A 16,483-nucleotide genomic window follows, 5' to 3' on the forward strand; every position below is an offset into this window, starting at 1 on the left:
CTGGGGCATGATCTGCAACGTCCGCGACTTCGGCGCCTCCGGCGACGGCGTCACCCTGGACACCGACGCCATCAACGCCGCGGTCCAGGCTGCGGCCGCCGGCGGCACCGTACTGTTTCCGCCCGGACGCTACCTCAGCCATTCGATCCGCCTGGTCAACGGGGTGACTTTGTACCTGAGCGCCGGTGCGGTGCTGGAGGCGGCGCCCGGCAAGGGTTACGACCTGCCCGAAGACAATCCGTTCGACCTGTATCAGGACTTCGGCCATTCGCACTGGCGCAACAGTTTGATCTGGGGCGAAGGCCTGAGCGATATCGTCATCGAAGGTGAAGGGTTGATCGACGGCGCCGGATTGACCCGCGAAGGACCGGGCTCGCAGTGGAAAAAGCAGGCCGGCGAATTTCCTCTGTCGATGCGCGGCCTGTCCGCCGAGATCATGGCCGAACTGTCACCCGAGGTCTCCGCGATGCAGGGATTGGGTAATAAGGCAATCGCCCTGAAACGCTGCCGCAATGTCACTCTGAAAGGCATTACCATCGTCCGGGGCGGTCATTTTGCGCTTCTGGCGTCGGGCTGCGACGATCTGTGCTGCCAGGATCTGACCATCGACACCAACCGCGACGGTCTGGATATCGATGGCTGCAAGCGCGTGGTGGTGCGCGGCTGCCGCGTCAATACGCCTAACGATGATGCGATTGTGCTGAAGTCGTCCTTTGCCTTGGGCGAGCGCCGGGCGGTCGAGGATGTGCTGATCGAAGGCTGTGTCGTGTCGGGCTATGATCCGGGGACGATGTTGGACGGTACCTTCGGCCGGACCCAGGAACTCTCGCCGGACCGCGACCGGGTGACCGGGCGGATCAAGATCGGCACGGAGTCGAGTGGTGATTTCCGCCGCATCACCCTTCGCAACTGCCGCTTCGAGCGCTCGCGCGGACTGGCGCTGGAGACGGTCGACGGCGGGGTGATCGAGGATGTCACGGTCGAGGATGTGACACTTCAAGAGGTGACGACGGCGCCCTTGTTTTTGCGTATCGGCGCCCGGTTGCGCGCGCCGGAAGGGGCTAGGCCTGGGGGAATCCGGCGGGTAACGGTACGGCGATTTACGGCAGAGGATGTGCTGGCGGATTATTGCGCCATGATCGTGGGTTTGCCCGGGCATCCGGTCGAGGATGTCGTGCTGCAGGATATCCGTCTGAGCTATCGTGGCGGGGGTGTCGCTCCGGCGGTTGTGCCGGGGGAACTGGCCGATGCCTATCCGGAACCATCCATGTTCGGGGTCACGCCGGCCTGGGGGCTGTGGGCGCGGCACGTGCGTGGGTTGGTGCTAGATGGGGTTGAATTGAGCACCGCCGGTGATGAGAGACCGGAACGGATCCTGGATGACGTAAGCTCAGGATAAGGTATTATGTTACCCCTCCCCGCCCGCGGGGAGAGTACGAGAGCGGAACGAAGTGACCGCGATCGGCGCGGGGCGGCGAGCCTGAGGGGCCTTCCAAAGACGATTGTGCAGCGACGCCTACCAGGCCCCTCACCCTAACCTCTCCCCGTAAACGGGGAGAGGGGATTCTACAGCGTTACTTCTGTACGATCTGGGCCGTCTGCTGCGCTTCATAATTGCCGTAGCCGATCACGACTGTCGAACCGACCAGCAACCCGATTCCCAGCCAGACGAGGGCCTGGGTCTTGAACGAGGTCCCCTTCCACTCCTGCAGGGCGAACCCCCAAAGGGTCGAGAACAGGATGATCGACGCCATGTGCAGGGTCCAGCTCGAAAAGCCGAACGCACCCATCTGGCTTTCGCCCATCGAGTAGAAGAAGAACTGGAAGTACCACAGGGTCCCGCCAAGCGCCGCCAGCAGGTAATTGGGCAGCAGAGGCACCTTTTCACCGGTCGGCGTCTTGCCGATCCAATTGCCGGCCGACTTGTTTTTCAGGATCAGATAGCCCGACCAGATGAAGTTGGTCAGGAAGCCGCCGATCAGCACCACACACAGCACCGGCAAGCCTACCCACAACGGACCGGTTCCGGCCGCCGCCGACAGGGCCTTGATCTGGTCGCCTTCCTGCAGCCCGAAGGCAAAAAAGCTCGACATCACGCCGCACAGGATGGCGATCAGCAGGCCCTTGACCAGGTGGAACTCCTCCAGGCCTTCCTTTTCGCCGGGGATTTCCTTTTCCTTGGCATGGCCAGCGCGTGCGACCACTAAAATCCCGATCAAGACCAGGCCGACGCCGATAAAGGTATAGAGGCTGCCGGGCTTGGCGGCCAGTTCACCCAGTTCGCCGGTGACGATGGGCGGGCCCAGGGTACCGATGGCGGTACACAGGCCCAGCGCCACCGCCATGCCCAGCGACAGGCCGAGATAGCGCATAGTCAGGCCAAAGGTCAGCCCACCGACACCCCAGGCCGCGCCATAGGCGATACAGGCCATGATTTCGTCGCGGGGCGTACGGCCCAGAACACCGAGCAGATCCTGGGTTTGCAGGAAGGCAAAAAACCACGGCGCGAGCACCCACGAAAAGATGCCACCGGTCAGCCAGAAAATCTCCCACGACCACAGTTTGATGCGTTTATAGGGCACGTAAAAGCTGGCCGAGGCGAGGCCGCCCAGCCAGTGAAAAATCACGCCCACCAAGGGGTTTGGAGTCATTAGAGGTTATATCCTGTAAAGGCGTTCCGCATTCGCCGCGAACATCGCGTCCCGTTCTTGTCGGCTGAACTTGGTTGTCAGCTCGTCGTAGGTTTGAAGTTGCCGCGCATAACCGTTGAACAGCTTATCCGTCGGGAAGTCGCTGGCGAACATGACGCGCGCCGGCGTGAAGATATCGATGGTCTCATGGATCAGCGGCGCAATGCTGTCAGCCGTCCAGTTCCGGTCGACAAAACCGAGGCCGGAAATCTTTACCGCCACATGCGGCAGTTCCGCCAGCTTGCGCATACCAAAGCGCCACGCCTCAACCCCGTCGACCGGCATGCCCATATGGTTGATCATCACCTGGATGTCGGGATGGTTCTTCGCCACCTCATAGGCCTGCGCCATCTGGACCGGATAGATCTGCAGGTCGAAGCTTAGGCTGTATTTTGCCAGCAGGGCATAGCCCTTGGCTAACTGCGGATCATCGAACAAATTGTCGGGCCCATAGGTCAGGCGCGGATCGGGATGCCAGTTCAGGATATGGCGGATACCGCGCACCTTGGAACTCTCGACATGCGCAGCTAACAAGCCTTCGACATCAGTATTGTTCAGCGCCGCAAAGGCGACGATGGCATCAGGGCCGGCCGGCAGGTCTTGCAGCCAACGCGTCTCGGCCAGGGCGTCTTCCGGGTGGGCACCGGCATCGATATGGACGATCTTGGTGACATTGAAACCGGCGGCGTCGCCGCGATAGTCCGCGGGCAGATAATCGTGGGCGATGGGCTCGACCGAACCATTGGGGCCATCGTCCGAAAACGGTGGGGTCAGCCACGGATAACGAATGTGGGAAAGGTGCCGAATCTGCCAAAGATGGATGTGGGCGTCGACAAAACGCTCTATGGTCATCTGGACGGTTCCTGATGTTTGTCCCATTTATTATGACAAAACCATACTATGTGGGAACAGTGAGTCAAGGCAATTGAAGGCTGGAAAACAGTTTCATTTGATACTATGCTGCACGCAACGGAGGACATCATGGCGGCCTATCTGAGTGGTTTCGGCAATCATTTCGCCACCGAAGCGGAGTCAGGCGCCCTGCCTGTCGGCCGCAATTCGCCGCAGCATGTGCCCTTCGGGCTCTATGCCGAGCAGTTTTCCGGCACCGCGTTTACGGCACCGCGCAGCGACAACCGCCGCACCTGGTTTTACCGGTTGCGCCCCAGTGCCCAGCACCCGCCGTTTCAGCCGCTGGATGGCGCCGGTCGGTGGCTGAGTGCGCCGTTCGGCGGAAAGGTGACGCCCAACCGCCTGCGCTGGTCGCCGGTCACGGTCGACGGGGAACATGACTTTATCGACGGGCTGGTGACCTATGCCGGCAACGGCGATGTCGCAACCCAGTCGGGTGTGGCATTAAGCCTTTACACCGCCGCTTGCAGCATGGACCGCGTCCTGTTCAATGCCGATGCCGAAATGGTCATCGTACCGCAGGAGGGCGCTTTGCAGGTCATGACCGAATGCGGCGTGCTGGAGGTCGAACCGCTCCAGATCGCCGTCATTCCTCGCGGTCTGAAATTCCGGGTCGCGATCGATGGTCCTTCGCGGGGCTATGTTTGTGAGAACTACGGCGCACCGTTCCGGCTGCCGGATCTTGGGCCGATCGGCGCCAACGGCCTTGCCAATCCGCGCGATTTCGAGACTCCGATGGCAGCCTTCGAAGACCGCGATGGGCCGCACACCCTTGTCCAGAAGTTCATGGGTCATCTTTGGACCACAAGGCTTGACCATTCGCCGCTCGATGTCGTCGCCTGGCATGGCAACCATGCCCCCTATCGCTATGACCTGCGCCGGTTCAATACGATCAATACGGTCAGCTTCGACCACCCCGACCCATCGATCTTCACCGTCCTGACCTCGCCGTCCGAGATTGCCGGCACGGCCAATTGCGACTTCGTCATCTTCCCGCCGCGCTGGATGGTCGCCGAAGACACCTTCCGCCCGCCCTGGTTCCATCGCAACGTCATGAGCGAGTTCATGGGGCTGATCGAAGGCCAGTACGACGCCAAGGCGGATGGTTTTGCGCCGGGTGGTGCCTCGCTTCACAACTGCATGAATGCCCACGGCCCCGACCGCGACAGCTACGCCAAGGCCGTCGCCGCCGAGTTGAAACCGCACCGCATCGCCGACACTATGGCCTTCATGTTCGAAACCCGCTGGGTGCTGACGCCCACGGCCCTTGCCACCGAGATGGCGCAAAAGGACTACGACGCCTGCTGGGGCGGATTTGAGAAAGCCAGGTTGCCATGATCGACGATACGCATAATCCGAACCTGACCAGTTGGGTCGCCGATGCCAACGGCCATGGCGACTTCCCGATCCAGAACCTGCCGTTCGGCCTGTTCAGCCCGGTGGATGAAGCGCCGCGGCCCGGCGTGGCCATCGGTGACCATATCATCGAACTGGAGGCCCTGGCCGAGGCCGCGCTGATCGGCGAGGCCCCTCGCGATCTCGCCGATGTGCTTGGCATGCCGGCACTGCGCAAGACCCTGCGCTGCCAGATGTCAAAACTGCTGAGCGATCCGCAGTATCGTCAGGTGACGCAAGCCTATCTTCATCGGGCGGCGGACTGCACCATGCATCTGCCGATGCGGATCGGCGACTATACCGACTTCTATGTCGGCATCCATCACGCCAGGGCCGTTGGCGCCTTGTTCCGGCCAGACAATCCTCTGTTGCCCAACTACAAACACGTGCCGATCGGCTACCACGGCCGGGCCTCCAGTATCCGGCCGTCCGGCGTGCCCGTGGTACGCCCGCACGGCCAGACCAAGCCGGCTGACAGCGACGTGCCGGTGTATGGTCCGTGCAAGCGGCTGGATTTCGAACTCGAACTGGGGCTGTGGATCGGCGGCGGCAATCATCTTGGCCGAGCCATCCCCCTCGATGAGGCCGAGCAACATATCGCCGGCATATGCCTGCTCAATGACTGGTCGGCGCGCGACATTCAGGCTTGGGAATACCAGCCGCTGGGGCCTTTTTTGGCCAAGAATTTCCACTCCACGGTTTCGCCCTGGGTGGTCACCGCGGAAGCACTGGAACCGTTCCGGGTAGGGGCCTTGCCGCGGCCTGACGGCGATCCGCAACCCCTGCCCTATCTGCGCGGTGAGAGCACGGTCTACAACGTCGAACTCGAGGTCCAGATCCAGACCGCCGCCATGCGCGACCAGGGCCTGGCGCCACACGTGTTGAGCCGCAGTTCGGCGCGCGACGCCATGTACTGGACCCCGGCCCAGATCGTCACCCACCACGCCAGCAATGGCTGCAACCTGACCACCGGCGATCTGCTGGGTACAGGAACGCTTTCCGGACCGCAGCCGGAACAGGCTGGCAGCCTGCTGGAACTGAGCCAAGGCGGCAAGGTGCCTGTGGAACTGGCATCGGGCGAAATGCGGCGCTTCCTGGAGGACGGCGACGAGGTCTGGCTGGTCGGGCGTTGCACCGCCGACGGATATGTGTCCATAGGATTCGGGGCATGCCGCGCCAGGGTGACGGGCTGATGTGCGAATTTGATGATTTTCCACAATCCGGGCGCAAACGCATCATCGTGCCGGCGGCCGTGGGCCAGTTGGGCACTGACCTGCCCGATTTCGAGACAGAAGCCCTGAAGCAGCTCGCGTCCGGCGCGGTCCTGATGATGGGCGACAACCCGGCCCTGCCAAAGCTGCCGGCAGCCCCGACCTTGCAGGATTTCTTCCGCCACCGCCTGCTCCTGCTGGGCGCCACTGGCCGGCACCTGCTGATCTCGGCGCAAAAGGCGCTGGAAGGCGGTATGGACGAAGAGGTGGTGCTGGCGGTCTTGCTCCACGACATCGCCCTGCCCTGCCTGATCCGTTCGGACCACGGCTACTGGAGTGCCCAGATGATCGCCCCCTATGTCAGCGACAAGGTTGCCTGGGCGGTGCAGTATCACCAGGCCCTGCGCTATTTCGCCGACGAGCCCAACGGTTATCCGTACCCTGACAATTACAACCGGTTTTTCGGAGAAGACTATGTGCCTCCGGACTATATTCGCCGCGATGCCGAATTCGCGCGTAGCCACCGCTGGTACATGGCGTCGCGCCAGGTGACGATTTTCGATACCTATCTGTTCGACAAGGGTCCGCTGCCGCAACTGGAGCTGTTCGACGACATCATCGGCCGCCATTTCAAAACGCCCAAAGACGGTTTGGGTTTCGACGGTTCGCCGGTCGCGCACATGTGGCGGACCATGATCTGGCCGAATAACTTTTTGTAAGTCATACGGAAATACGTTTGGCTACAAGAATCGCTTTAAAGCGCAATCCTATAAAGTGTGCAGCACTTTTCGGATAAACTGCGCGACAAAACAAAAACTTAGAGCGAGATGGCGATTCAATCTAAAGTCATCTGGCTCTAGAATTCAGGAGAGCATCTGATCTTCTCCTTCCCACGTCGTCGTGAGGACGGAGCCTGCTGCTCTCTCGGCGATAGTCTTGAAGCGGTTGGAAGGGTGGATGAAGTTTTTAAAAATCGACGGGTTTGTCGCCGCCATGCTGGGGGCCGTGGTGCTGGGGCTGCTGTTCCCGCAGTACGGCGTCAGGGACGGGATCCTGCATCTCGACATCGTCACCCAGATCGGTATCGCCCTTGTCTTCTTCCTGCACGGTGCCAACCTGTCGCCGCACGCCATCAAGGCCGGCGCCGCCAACTGGCGGCTGCATCTGTTTGTCCATGCCGCCACCTTTATCCTGTTCCCCGCCATCGGTATCGCCGTCTTCTTTGGCACGCAAGGCATACTTCCGCCCGATGTCCGGTTGGGCTTTTTCTATCTCTGCGCCCTGCCTTCGACCATCTCCTCCTCCGTCGCCATGACCGCCCTGGGCAAGGGCAATGTGCCGGGCGCGGTGTTCGACGCCACCCTGTCCGGCCTGATCGGCATGGTGATCACGCCGCTGTTGGTTTCGATGGTCGCCCACACGGCCACCGGCGGACAACTCGACGTGCTGTCGGCCATTCGCGATGTCGCGCTCACCCTTCTGCTGCCCTTTGTCGCCGGCCAGGTGTTCCGGCCGCTGCTTAAGGACTTCATCGCCCGCCACAAAAGCTGGATCACCCGGGCCGACCGCACGGTCATCCTGCTGATCGTCTACGCCGCCTTCAGTGAATCGACCCTGGCGAAGATCTGGACCAACTACAATCCGCTCGTCATTGTCGGCATCCTCGCTATGGTTTCGGCCTTGCTGGCTGTGGTTCTGACCGCTACCCGCTTCGCCGCGAGGATTTTCAACTTCCCGCGCGAAGATGAGGTCGCCGCCGTGTTCTGTGGCTCGAAAAAAAGCCTGGCCAATGGCGCGCCAATCGCGGCCGTCTTGTTTGCTGGACACCCAGGGATGGGCATGATCATGCTGCCGATCATGCTGTACCACCAGCTCCAGTTGATCGTGTGCAGCCTCCTGGCCCGGCGCTATGCCGACGCCGCCGAACGCGAAGAACGCTCAAACCAAGGCACATCGTAAATCCGCGCTTTATGAAAACCTTATGCCGGTTCGCATGCTCCTTATTGGATGCTTATCGAGCCGACCCTATGGTCACCAACGGCAAACCGTGGCAGCGGTGGGCCGGGGAGGCATTGGGGACGCGACATTGATAAATCTTTTGAAGAAGGCCGCAACTGACAGGCAGTTACGTACTGACCTGATCATCTCGCTCAGCCTGGCCATGATCGCCGTCTTCTTCGTCATCAGCGGAATGATATCTTTTCTCAACGTCCGCACGCTCAACCGCAATGCCGAACTGGTGGCCGAAACCCATGAAGTGCTGCTAGGCCTCAACAATATCATGAGCCTGCTCAAGGACGCCGAAACCGGCCAGCGGGGCTTTCTCCTGACCGGTGAGGCCGCCTACCTCCAACCGTATGAGGAGGCCCTGCCGGCTGTCGAAAACCAGATGATGGCCTTGGAGCGTGCGATGGAAAGCCAGCCTCATCAGGTACGGCGGCTTCAGGCCATGCAGGGCCATATCGACTCCAAGCTGGCCGAACTTACCCGGACCGTCGATCTCTACCGCCAGGAGGGGCCCGATGCCGCCCTGGTGGTTATCAGGCGCAATCGCGGCAAGGCCGACATGGATGCCATGCGCGGTCTGGTCAGTGACATGCAGGATGAAACGCGAAGCATCCGTCAGGCACGCCTGGTCGAACGTCAGGAGGCCTTCGTCACGGCCTTCGCCAGTGTGCTCATTTCCGCCGTTATCGGTGTCATCCTGTCGGTCGCCATCACCTGGATGATCAGCCGCGCCGCGACCTTGCGGCGCCGGTCGGAGTGGCTGCAAAGCGGCCAGGCCGGGCTCAGCGCTGCCCTGCTCGGTGAGCAAAGGCTGGATCAGTTGGCCAGGAACGCCCTGATCTATCTCGCTAAATACACCGACGCCCATGCCGCCGCCTTCTATGCCGCCGACGGCAGCGCCTACAAGCGCGCTGCCACCTACGGCGTGCCCGTCGACGACGACCTGCCGAAAAACTTCACGCGCGGCCAGGGGCTGCTGGGTGAGGCCGTTGTCGACGGCAAGGCGATGGTCATCAATAACATCGCCGACAGCCATCTGACCGTCGGCGCCGCCCTGGGTCAGTGGCGGCCGAAACATGTCATCATCCTGCCGGCCAAGTCCGACGGTGTCATCGAGGCGGTGATCGAACTGGGCTTCCTGCACGCCTATCCACCGGCCACGGCGGACCTGCTGGAACGCGCCTCCGAGGTCATCAGCGTCGCTGTGCGCTCGGCAAATTACCGCGCTGCCTTGGAGAGCTTCCTCGAGGAAACCCAGCGCCAGTCGCAAGAGTTGCAAACCCAGAGCGAGGAACTGCGTGTCAACAACGAGGAACTGGAAGAACAAAGCCGGGCGCTAAAGGAATCGCACGTCCGCCTGGAACAGCAGCAGGCCGAACTGGAACAGACCAATTACCTGCTACAGGAACAGGCCGCGCAACTGGAGGTCCAGCGCGATGACCTCAGCCGCGCCAAGGACGAGGTCGACGTGAAGGCTATCGAGTTGGAGCAGTCCAGCCGTTACAAGTCCGACTTCCTGGCCAATATGTCGCACGAACTGCGTACGCCGCTCAATTCGTCGCTGATCCTGGCCAAACTGCTCAGCGATAACACAGGGGGTAACCTGACTGAGGAGCAGGTCGAATTCGCCCGCACCATCCAGTCGTCAGGCGATGACTTGCTGGCCCTGATCAACGACATCCTCGACCTGTCTAAGATCGAGGCCGGTCAGATGGAAATCCACCCCGAACCTGTGTCGCTGAAGCGCCTGGCCAGCGATTTGGAAAGGGCTTTCGCGCCCGTCGCCGCGCAGAAAAGCCTGACACTGATCACGCGCCTGGGCGCCGGGGTTCCGGAGACGGTGATCACCGACCGTCAGCGCCTGGAACAAGTTCTGAAGAACCTGCTCAGCAATGCCTGCAAGTTCACGGAGGCCGGCAGTGTCGAACTGGCCATTCTGCAGGATGAGGGCCGCATCGTCTTTACCGTCAAGGACACAGGCATCGGCATTTCGCCAGAACATCAGCATCTGGTGTTCGACGCCTTCCGTCAGGCTGATGGCACAATCAGCCGCAAATACGGCGGCACGGGCCTGGGCCTGTCGATCTCTCGCGAGCTATCGCGCCTGCTGGGTGGTACACTGGCCGTAGCCAGCCAGCTTGGCCTCGGTTCAACCTTCAGCCTGTCGCTGCCTCTGGCAAATGATTGGTCCCGGGACGAGTTGCGCCGCGACACCAAGGTCGCGCCACCGTTGCCGGCCGGCTTACCTGAACCCTTGCCGGAACGCCCGGCCATACCGATGCCGCGCAGCGATGTCGGCGATGACCGTGAAAAACTGAAAGCGGGCGCTCGCAGCATCCTCGTCGTCGAGGACGATCCCTCTTTCGCCCGTATCCTCTACGACCTGGCCCACGATCTCGACTTCCTGTGCCTGGTCGCCCACACTGCCGAAGACGCCATGGCGACAGCGCAGCAGTATACGCCTTCGGCCATCGTGCTCGATGTCGGCCTGCCGGACCATTCCGGACTTTCCGTCCTGGACCGGTTGAAGCGCGACGTCCGCACCCGGCATATCCCCGTCCATGTCGTCTCGGCCGGCGACTATGCCCATACCGCCCTGTCACTGGGCGCTGTCGGCTACATGCTGAAACCGGTCAAGCGCGAAGAACTGATCGATGCCTTCAAACGTCTGGAGGCGCGCCTGGATCAGCCGATGCGTCAAATCCTGATCGTCGAGGATGATGAAGTCCAACGTCACGCCATGTGCAAGCTGCTGGCCTCTCAGGACGTCGAATGCGTCGCCGTCGGCACCGCCGCCGAATGTCTCGAAAAGCTGAAAGACCAAACCTTCGACTGCATGGTGCTGGATCTGTCCCTGCCCGACGCCTCCGGCTATTCTCTGCTGGAAACACTGTCCCAGGAAGAGTCTTATGCCTTCCCGCCCGTCATCGTCTATACCGGCCGCGAGATTTCGTACGATGACGAGCAGAAGCTGCGCCGCTATTCGCGCTCGATCATCATCAAGGGCGCCAAGTCGCCCGAACGCCTGCTGGACGAGGTTACCTTGTTCCTGCACCAGGTGGTGGCGGAACTGTCGCCGGAGCAGCAAAAACTGCTCAAAAAGGCCAAGCACCGCGACGCCATGCTGGAAGGTCGCAGAATCCTGCTGGTCGAGGACGACGTTCGCAACGTCTATGCCGTCACCAACATCTTCGAGCCGCTGGGCGCCATCATCGCCATCGCGCGCAATGGCCGTGAGGCGCTGGATACACTCGACAAAACGCAGGAACTGCCCGACCAGGCCATCGACCTGGTACTGATGGACGTGATGATGCCTGAAATGGATGGGCTGACGGCGATGCGGAAGATTCGGGAAAACAAGGCATGGAAGAAGCTGCCAGTCATCATGCTGACCGCCAAGGCTATGAAGGACGACCAGGAGCGCTGCATCGCGGCAGGAGCCAATGACTACATGGCCAAGCCGCTCGATGTCGACAAGCTCGTGTCGCTGGTGCGGGTATGGATGCCAAAATAAGCCCTGACCCGCATCGGCCCGTCGGCCGCACCGACGACATCGAGATCCGCCTGTTGCTGGAAGCCATCTTCCAAAAGTACCACTACGACTTCCGCGGCTATGCCATGGCTTCGGTGAAACGCCGGCTGAACCAGGCCCGGCAAAAGTTCGGCTGCGCCACCCTTTCTGCCCTGCAGGACCGGGTTCTGCACGAACCCGAACTGATGACCGAACTGCTGTCGTTCCTCACCGTCCAGGTCAGCGAACTGTTCCGCGATCCACAGTATTTCCGCACCCTGCGCGAAAAAGTCATTCCGCACCTCAGAACCTACCCGTCGCTCAAGGTTTGGATCGCCGGCTGCTCCACCGGCGAGGAGCTATATTCCTTCGCTATCCTTTTCCGCGAGGAAGGCCTGGAATCGCGAACCCTGTTTTACGCAACGGACATCAACCCCGAAGCGCTGAAAAAGGCCGAGGCCGGCATCTACGACCTGGACCGCTTGAAGTTGTTTACCGAAAACCACCGTCTGTCAGGGGGTAAATCCTCGCTTTCGGATTATTATCGCACCGCCTATGGCGCTGCCGTGTTCGACAAATCCCTGCGCAAAAACTGCGTCTTTTCTGATCACAGCCTGGCGACCGATGCGGTGTTTGCGGAAACCCACCTGTGCTCTTGCCGCAATGTGCTGATCTATTTCGATTGCGCCCTGCAGGACCGCGCCATCGGCCTGTTCCAGTCCTCCCTGATCCGAAAGGGTTTCCTGGGCTTGGGGGCAAAGGAAACCCTGCGCTTCTCCCGCCGAAGCGAAGCCTTTTCGGAGTTCGCGCGCGGGGAGCGCCTTTACCAGAAACGGGACCTGGCATGAAGAAGAGCGCCATCCAGCCGCAAGGACAGACAGTCATTCAAGTAACCGGGGTACCAAAGGAAGCGATCGTCATTGGGGCTTCCGCCGGCGGGGTCGAGGCCCTTTCGGCCATACTGCCGCATCTGCCCGCGGACTACCCCATTCCGGTCATGGTGGTCATACACCTGCCACCCGACCGCAAGAGCCTGATGGCTGAGCTGTTCGATGCCAAATGCGCCGTCGCGGTGCGCGAGGCTGACGACAAGGTGCCGATCGAACGCAGCACCGTCTATTTCGCACCGGCCGACTATCATCTTCTGGTCGAAACCGACCGGCGTCTCAGCCTGTCCAGCGAGGAGCCCGTGCTGTTTTCACGCCCGGCCATCGACATACTGTTCGAAACTGCAGCCGACGCCTTTGGCCCGGCGGTTACCGGCATCGTCCTCAGCGGCGCCAACAAAGACGGCGCCGCTGGCCTGAAAGCGATTTACGACCGCGGTGACCAGGTCGTTGTTCAAACGCCTGACCAGGCTCGCGCCCCGGACATGCCCCTTGCCGCGTTGGCCGCCGTACCCCAGGCCCGCACCCTGCCGCTGGAAGCCATCGCCGATCATCTGCTGACCCTTCACCGAGCGGAGGCACCATGACCGCCATGCTCAGCCACCTGACTTCGGCCATGCCGGTGACCATTCTCCTGGTCGACGACCGGCCCGAGAACCTGCTGTCGCTCGAGGCCCTGCTGCGCCGCGACGGCCTCGTTCTCCTGAAGGCCAGTTCCGGCAACGAAGCCCTGGAACTTTTGCTGAAGCATGACATCGCCTTAGCATTGCTCGACGTCATGATGCCCGACATGGACGGTTTTGACCTGGCCGAACTGATGCGCGGCAACGAGCGCACCCGTCGAGTGCCAATCATGTTCCTGACGGCAGGATCAAGCGACCGTCAGCGCCGTTTCCGCGGCTACGAGGCCGGCGCCGTTGACTTTCTCCAAAAACCGCTCGAGCCAGATGTTCTTCGCTCCAAAGTTTCTGTCTTCTGCGAACTGTATCTTCAACGCCAGCAGATCGCCGGCCAGCGCGACAACCTCAAAGCGTTCGCAGAAGAAAATCTCCGCCTGCTCAAGGAAAGCCACCGCAACGCCAATGCGCTTCGGGAGGCCGACCAGCGCAAGGACGAATTCCTCGCCACCCTGGCCCACGAACTGCGCAACCCCCTGGCGCCTATCCGCAACGGTCTGCAGATCCTGCGCATGGCGCCGGATGGCGAGCGCGCCGATACCGTGCGCGACATGATGGACCGTCAGCTGACCCATCTGGTACGGTTGATCGACGACCTGCTTGACGTTTCGCGCGTCAGCCGCGGCAAGATCGACCTGCGCATGGAACGCATCGCCATCCAGGACGCCGTCAAGGCGGCGCTGGAAGCCAGCAAGCCGCTGATCGACGCCGGCATGCACGCACTGGCCGTCGAGGTGCCCGAACCTCCCTTGTGGGTCGATGGCGACCTGACCCGGCTGGCCCAGATCGTCTCCAACCTGCTCAATAATGCGGCCAAATACACCCCTGAAGGCGGCCGCATCACATTGAGCGTGGCCCCGGATGGCAATCAGATCGAAATCCGTGTGAAGGACAGCGGCATCGGCATCGCTCCCGACATGTTGCGCAAGGTGTTCGAACTGTTCACCCAGGTCGATCAGCAACTTGATCGCTCTCAGGGTGGATTGGGGATAGGCCTGGCCCTGGTGCAGAAACTGGTCGAAATGCATCGCGGCAAGGCCGTGGCCGAGAGCGAGGGCATAGGCCATGGCAGCACATTTACCGTGCGCCTGCCGCTGGCGACCGAGCCGGACGCGCGCCCGCCGGAGGTTGACGCGGACCGGGGCCTGGCGCGGCCGCTCGATGTGCTGATCGTCGACGATAATTGCGATTCCGCCGACACGACGCGGTGGATGCTGGAGCTGCTGGGCCACCGGCCGAGGGTCGCAAACAACGGTCCGGCGGCGCTGATCGCCGCACGCAACCATCGCCCCGACGTTGTCTTGCTCGATATCGGCATGCCCGGTATGGACGGCTATGAGGTTTGCCGAACCTTGCGCGCCATGCCCGAAATGGACCCGGTCGCCATCGTCGCCCAGACGGGCTGGGGTCAGGAAAGCGACCGGCGCCAGGCCTTCGACGCCGGCTTTGACCAGCACGTCACCAAACCGGTGAGCCTGGATATTCTGACGCGCGTTCTTAGCCAGGTGGGGTCCAGCCGTGACGGTTGACCGGCGAAGCAATTCGCATTTACATTTATTTTACAAAAGACTGAGCCGAACGCCGCTTACCCCTTATAATAAAAAATTCATTGTATTTGGAGATTTCAGGGTCGATTTTAGGGCGCGCAGGGCGCAGTGACGTGACGCTTCAACAACGTATCGAGGGCACTGCCATGGCTGACGGCACAGGCGGCAATCCGGTTATGCGGGTTATGATCGTCGAGGACAACGAGGCCCTGGCCCAGACTACCGGATGGCTGGTCGAGATGCTGGGCTATGACTACAGGCTGGCCTTGTCTCCGAAACAGGCCCAGGATCAAGTCGTGGCCTACAGGCCCGACGTCATCATGATGGATCTGGGACTGCCTGGGATGAACGGCTACAACCTGTGCCGTCTGCTGCGCAAAGAACCTGAACTGGCCGACACGGTGTTTATCGCTCAGACCGGCTGGGGCGAGGCCGAACACCGCCGACTGACCAACGAAGCCGGCTTTCACCACCATCTGGTCAAGCCGCTGTATCTCGAAGCGCTGAAGGACCTTTTGGCCAGCATCGAAAAAACCCTGCACAAGACCCCGGCTGAAAGATAGCAGAAGCGTTGGGCATTTGACAGGTTTACTGTAATCGATTACAAAATTCCGGTATAAAACATAACATTTGATGCAGGGATCACATCATGACTTTCAGGTTCGAACCGTCGCGCCGCGGCGTGCTTCTGGGCGCCATGGCCTTTGGCGGGCTGGCCGCGTGCAGCAAACCTTCCGATACGCCGGCCTCCGCTGGCCTGACCTCGACCTGGGCGCTGGGCATGCAGTTATGGACTGTTAATGCCGAGCTGGAAAAAGACATTCCGGGCACGCTTAAGGCGGTCAAGGAACTCGGCTACGAGTTGATCGAAACCGCTGGCGTGCGCGGGGCTTCGGCGGCGGAATATCGCAAGCAGATCGAGGATGCCGGCCTGAAGATCCGCGCCGCCCACACCAGCATGTCGAAACTGATCGACGCTTTCGACAAGGAACTCGCCGACGCGGTTGGTCTGGGTGCTGAGTGGCTGGTGGCGTCGTCGCCCAAGCCTGGCGCCAATTTCGACCCGAAAAAGGATTGGGTTGTGGCCATGAGCGAGTCAATGGACGCCGACCAGTGGAAGTTCAATGCCGAGCATATCTCGGTTATGGCGCCCAAGGTCAAGGCGGCAGGCCTGAAGTTCGCCTATCACAATCACCCGATGGAATTCAAGGACCTGGGCGGCGGTTTGACAGGCGAGGACATCCTGGTCTCGGCGGCCCCAGCGGATCAACTACGATTGGAACTTGACATCGGCTGGGTGGCCGTGGGCGGGGCCGATCCGGCGGCGACGATCCGCAAGTATGCCGACCGAACCGATCTGCTGCACATCAAGGATATGGTCCAAGATGCGGCCGAACCTTCGGGCTGGCGCTCGGTCGAGGTCGGCGCCGGTGTCGTAGATTGGAAGTCGGTTTTCGAGGCGGCCAAGGAGGTCGGCGTCAAGGCCTGGTTCGTCGAGCAGGAAGCGCCGTATAAGAAGCCGATCCTGACCTCGCTGGCCGAAAGCCGCGATTATTTGCGGAAGCTGTAAGTTTTTGTTTTGCCGCGCAATTTGTCCGAAAAGTGCGTCACTCTTTATCGGATTGCGCTCTGGAAAATCTCTGCCA

At 61.2% G+C, this 16,483-nt stretch carries 13 protein-coding genes; 11 read left to right on the forward strand and 2 right to left on the reverse strand.

Annotated elements, in window-relative coordinates; genetic code table 11:
* Positions 1-7 precede the first annotated feature (7 nt).
* Positions 8-1,399, forward strand: a complete 1,392-nt coding sequence (locus tag ABAC402_RS27405) for a glycoside hydrolase family 28 protein (RefSeq protein ID WP_023448910.1) — start codon at positions 8-10, stop codon at positions 1,397-1,399.
* 175 nt (positions 1,400-1,574) lie between these two features.
* Here the strand turns inward: ABAC402_RS27405 and rhaT are convergent, their stop codons facing one another.
* A complete protein-coding gene (gene rhaT, locus ABAC402_RS27410; protein ID WP_031235375.1) occupies positions 1,575-2,651 on the reverse strand; it encodes an L-rhamnose/proton symporter RhaT in 1,077 nt (358 codons plus the stop codon).
* A 6-nt stretch (positions 2,652-2,657) separates the two neighbouring features.
* Complete coding sequence (locus ABAC402_RS27415; RefSeq protein ID WP_023448912.1) at positions 2,658-3,542, reverse strand: amidohydrolase; 885 nt, start codon at positions 3,540-3,542, stop codon at positions 2,658-2,660.
* A gap of 129 nt (positions 3,543-3,671) precedes the next feature.
* Between ABAC402_RS27415 and hmgA the strand changes: the two genes are divergently transcribed.
* The 10 genes from hmgA (at position 3,672) to ABAC402_RS27465 (ending at position 16,407) form a co-directional block, all read left to right on the forward strand.
* Positions 3,672-4,940: a homogentisate 1,2-dioxygenase gene (gene hmgA / locus ABAC402_RS27420; RefSeq protein WP_031235376.1), complete on the forward strand. Its 1,269-nt coding sequence runs from the start codon at positions 3,672-3,674 to the stop codon at positions 4,938-4,940.
* Entirely contained in the window at positions 4,937-6,190 is a 1,254-nt protein-coding gene (fahA, locus tag ABAC402_RS27425; RefSeq protein WP_023448914.1) for a fumarylacetoacetase, read from the forward strand. Before hmgA ends, fahA begins: the two co-directional genes overlap by 4 nt.
* A complete protein-coding gene (locus ABAC402_RS27430) occupies positions 6,166-6,927 on the forward strand; it encodes a hypothetical protein (RefSeq protein WP_023448915.1) in 762 nt (253 codons plus the stop codon). Before fahA ends, ABAC402_RS27430 begins: the two co-directional genes overlap by 25 nt.
* A 238-nt stretch (positions 6,928-7,165) precedes the next feature.
* On the forward strand, positions 7,166-8,167 hold the full coding sequence (locus tag ABAC402_RS27435) for a bile acid:sodium symporter family protein (protein ID WP_023448916.1): 1,002 nt from the start codon (positions 7,166-7,168) through the stop codon (positions 8,165-8,167).
* 202 nt (positions 8,168-8,369) lie between these two features.
* Entirely contained in the window at positions 8,370-11,729 is a 3,360-nt protein-coding gene (locus tag ABAC402_RS27440; RefSeq protein ID WP_235079928.1) for a response regulator, read from the forward strand.
* Entirely contained in the window at positions 11,714-12,574 is an 861-nt protein-coding gene (locus ABAC402_RS27445; RefSeq protein ID WP_023448918.1) for a protein-glutamate O-methyltransferase CheR, read from the forward strand. The genes ABAC402_RS27440 and ABAC402_RS27445 overlap by 16 nt, the downstream gene beginning before the upstream one ends.
* Positions 12,571-13,200 carry a chemotaxis protein CheB gene (locus tag ABAC402_RS27450; RefSeq protein WP_023448919.1) on the forward strand — a complete coding sequence of 210 codons (630 nt, stop codon included), beginning with the start codon at positions 12,571-12,573 and terminating at the stop codon, positions 13,198-13,200. The genes ABAC402_RS27445 and ABAC402_RS27450 overlap by 4 nt, the downstream gene beginning before the upstream one ends.
* Positions 13,197-14,819 carry a response regulator gene (locus ABAC402_RS27455; protein ID WP_023448920.1) on the forward strand — a complete coding sequence of 541 codons (1,623 nt, stop codon included), beginning with the start codon at positions 13,197-13,199 and terminating at the stop codon, positions 14,817-14,819. The genes ABAC402_RS27450 and ABAC402_RS27455 overlap by 4 nt, the downstream gene beginning before the upstream one ends.
* Before the next feature lie 131 nt (positions 14,820-14,950).
* A complete protein-coding gene (locus ABAC402_RS27460; RefSeq protein ID WP_235079925.1) occupies positions 14,951-15,400 on the forward strand; it encodes a response regulator in 450 nt (149 codons plus the stop codon).
* Between the two features lie 86 nt (positions 15,401-15,486).
* Positions 15,487-16,407 (forward strand): sugar phosphate isomerase/epimerase, encoded by a 921-nt coding sequence (locus ABAC402_RS27465; protein WP_023448922.1) that lies wholly within the window; start codon positions 15,487-15,489, stop codon positions 16,405-16,407.
* Positions 16,408-16,483: the final 76 nt, after the last annotated feature.

It is taken from the genome of Asticcacaulis sp. AC402, from assembly GCF_000495835.1.
In the GTDB taxonomy this organism is placed as follows: Bacteria; Pseudomonadota; Alphaproteobacteria; order Caulobacterales; family Caulobacteraceae; genus Asticcacaulis.

Coding starts and splice junctions, on each gene's coding strand:
- ABAC402_RS27405 (WP_023448910.1), top strand. CDS start 8: ATGATCTGCAACGTCCGCGACTTCGGCGCCTCCGGCGACGGCGTCACC.
- rhaT (WP_031235375.1), bottom strand. CDS start 2,651: ATGACTCCAAACCCCTTGGTGGGCGTGATTTTTCACTGGCTGGGCGGC.
- ABAC402_RS27415 (WP_023448912.1), bottom strand. CDS start 3,542: ATGACCATAGAGCGTTTTGTCGACGCCCACATCCATCTTTGGCAGATT.
- hmgA (WP_031235376.1), top strand. CDS start 3,672: ATGGCGGCCTATCTGAGTGGTTTCGGCAATCATTTCGCCACCGAAGCG.
- fahA (WP_023448914.1), top strand. CDS start 4,937: ATGATCGACGATACGCATAATCCGAACCTGACCAGTTGGGTCGCCGAT.
- ABAC402_RS27430 (WP_023448915.1), top strand. CDS start 6,166: ATGCCGCGCCAGGGTGACGGGCTGATGTGCGAATTTGATGATTTTCCA.
- ABAC402_RS27435 (WP_023448916.1), top strand. CDS start 7,166: ATGAAGTTTTTAAAAATCGACGGGTTTGTCGCCGCCATGCTGGGGGCC.
- ABAC402_RS27440 (WP_235079928.1), top strand. CDS start 8,370: ATGATCGCCGTCTTCTTCGTCATCAGCGGAATGATATCTTTTCTCAAC.
- ABAC402_RS27445 (WP_023448918.1), top strand. CDS start 11,714: ATGGATGCCAAAATAAGCCCTGACCCGCATCGGCCCGTCGGCCGCACC.
- ABAC402_RS27450 (WP_023448919.1), top strand. CDS start 12,571: ATGAAGAAGAGCGCCATCCAGCCGCAAGGACAGACAGTCATTCAAGTA.
- ABAC402_RS27455 (WP_023448920.1), top strand. CDS start 13,197: ATGACCGCCATGCTCAGCCACCTGACTTCGGCCATGCCGGTGACCATT.
- ABAC402_RS27465 (WP_023448922.1), top strand. CDS start 15,487: ATGACTTTCAGGTTCGAACCGTCGCGCCGCGGCGTGCTTCTGGGCGCC.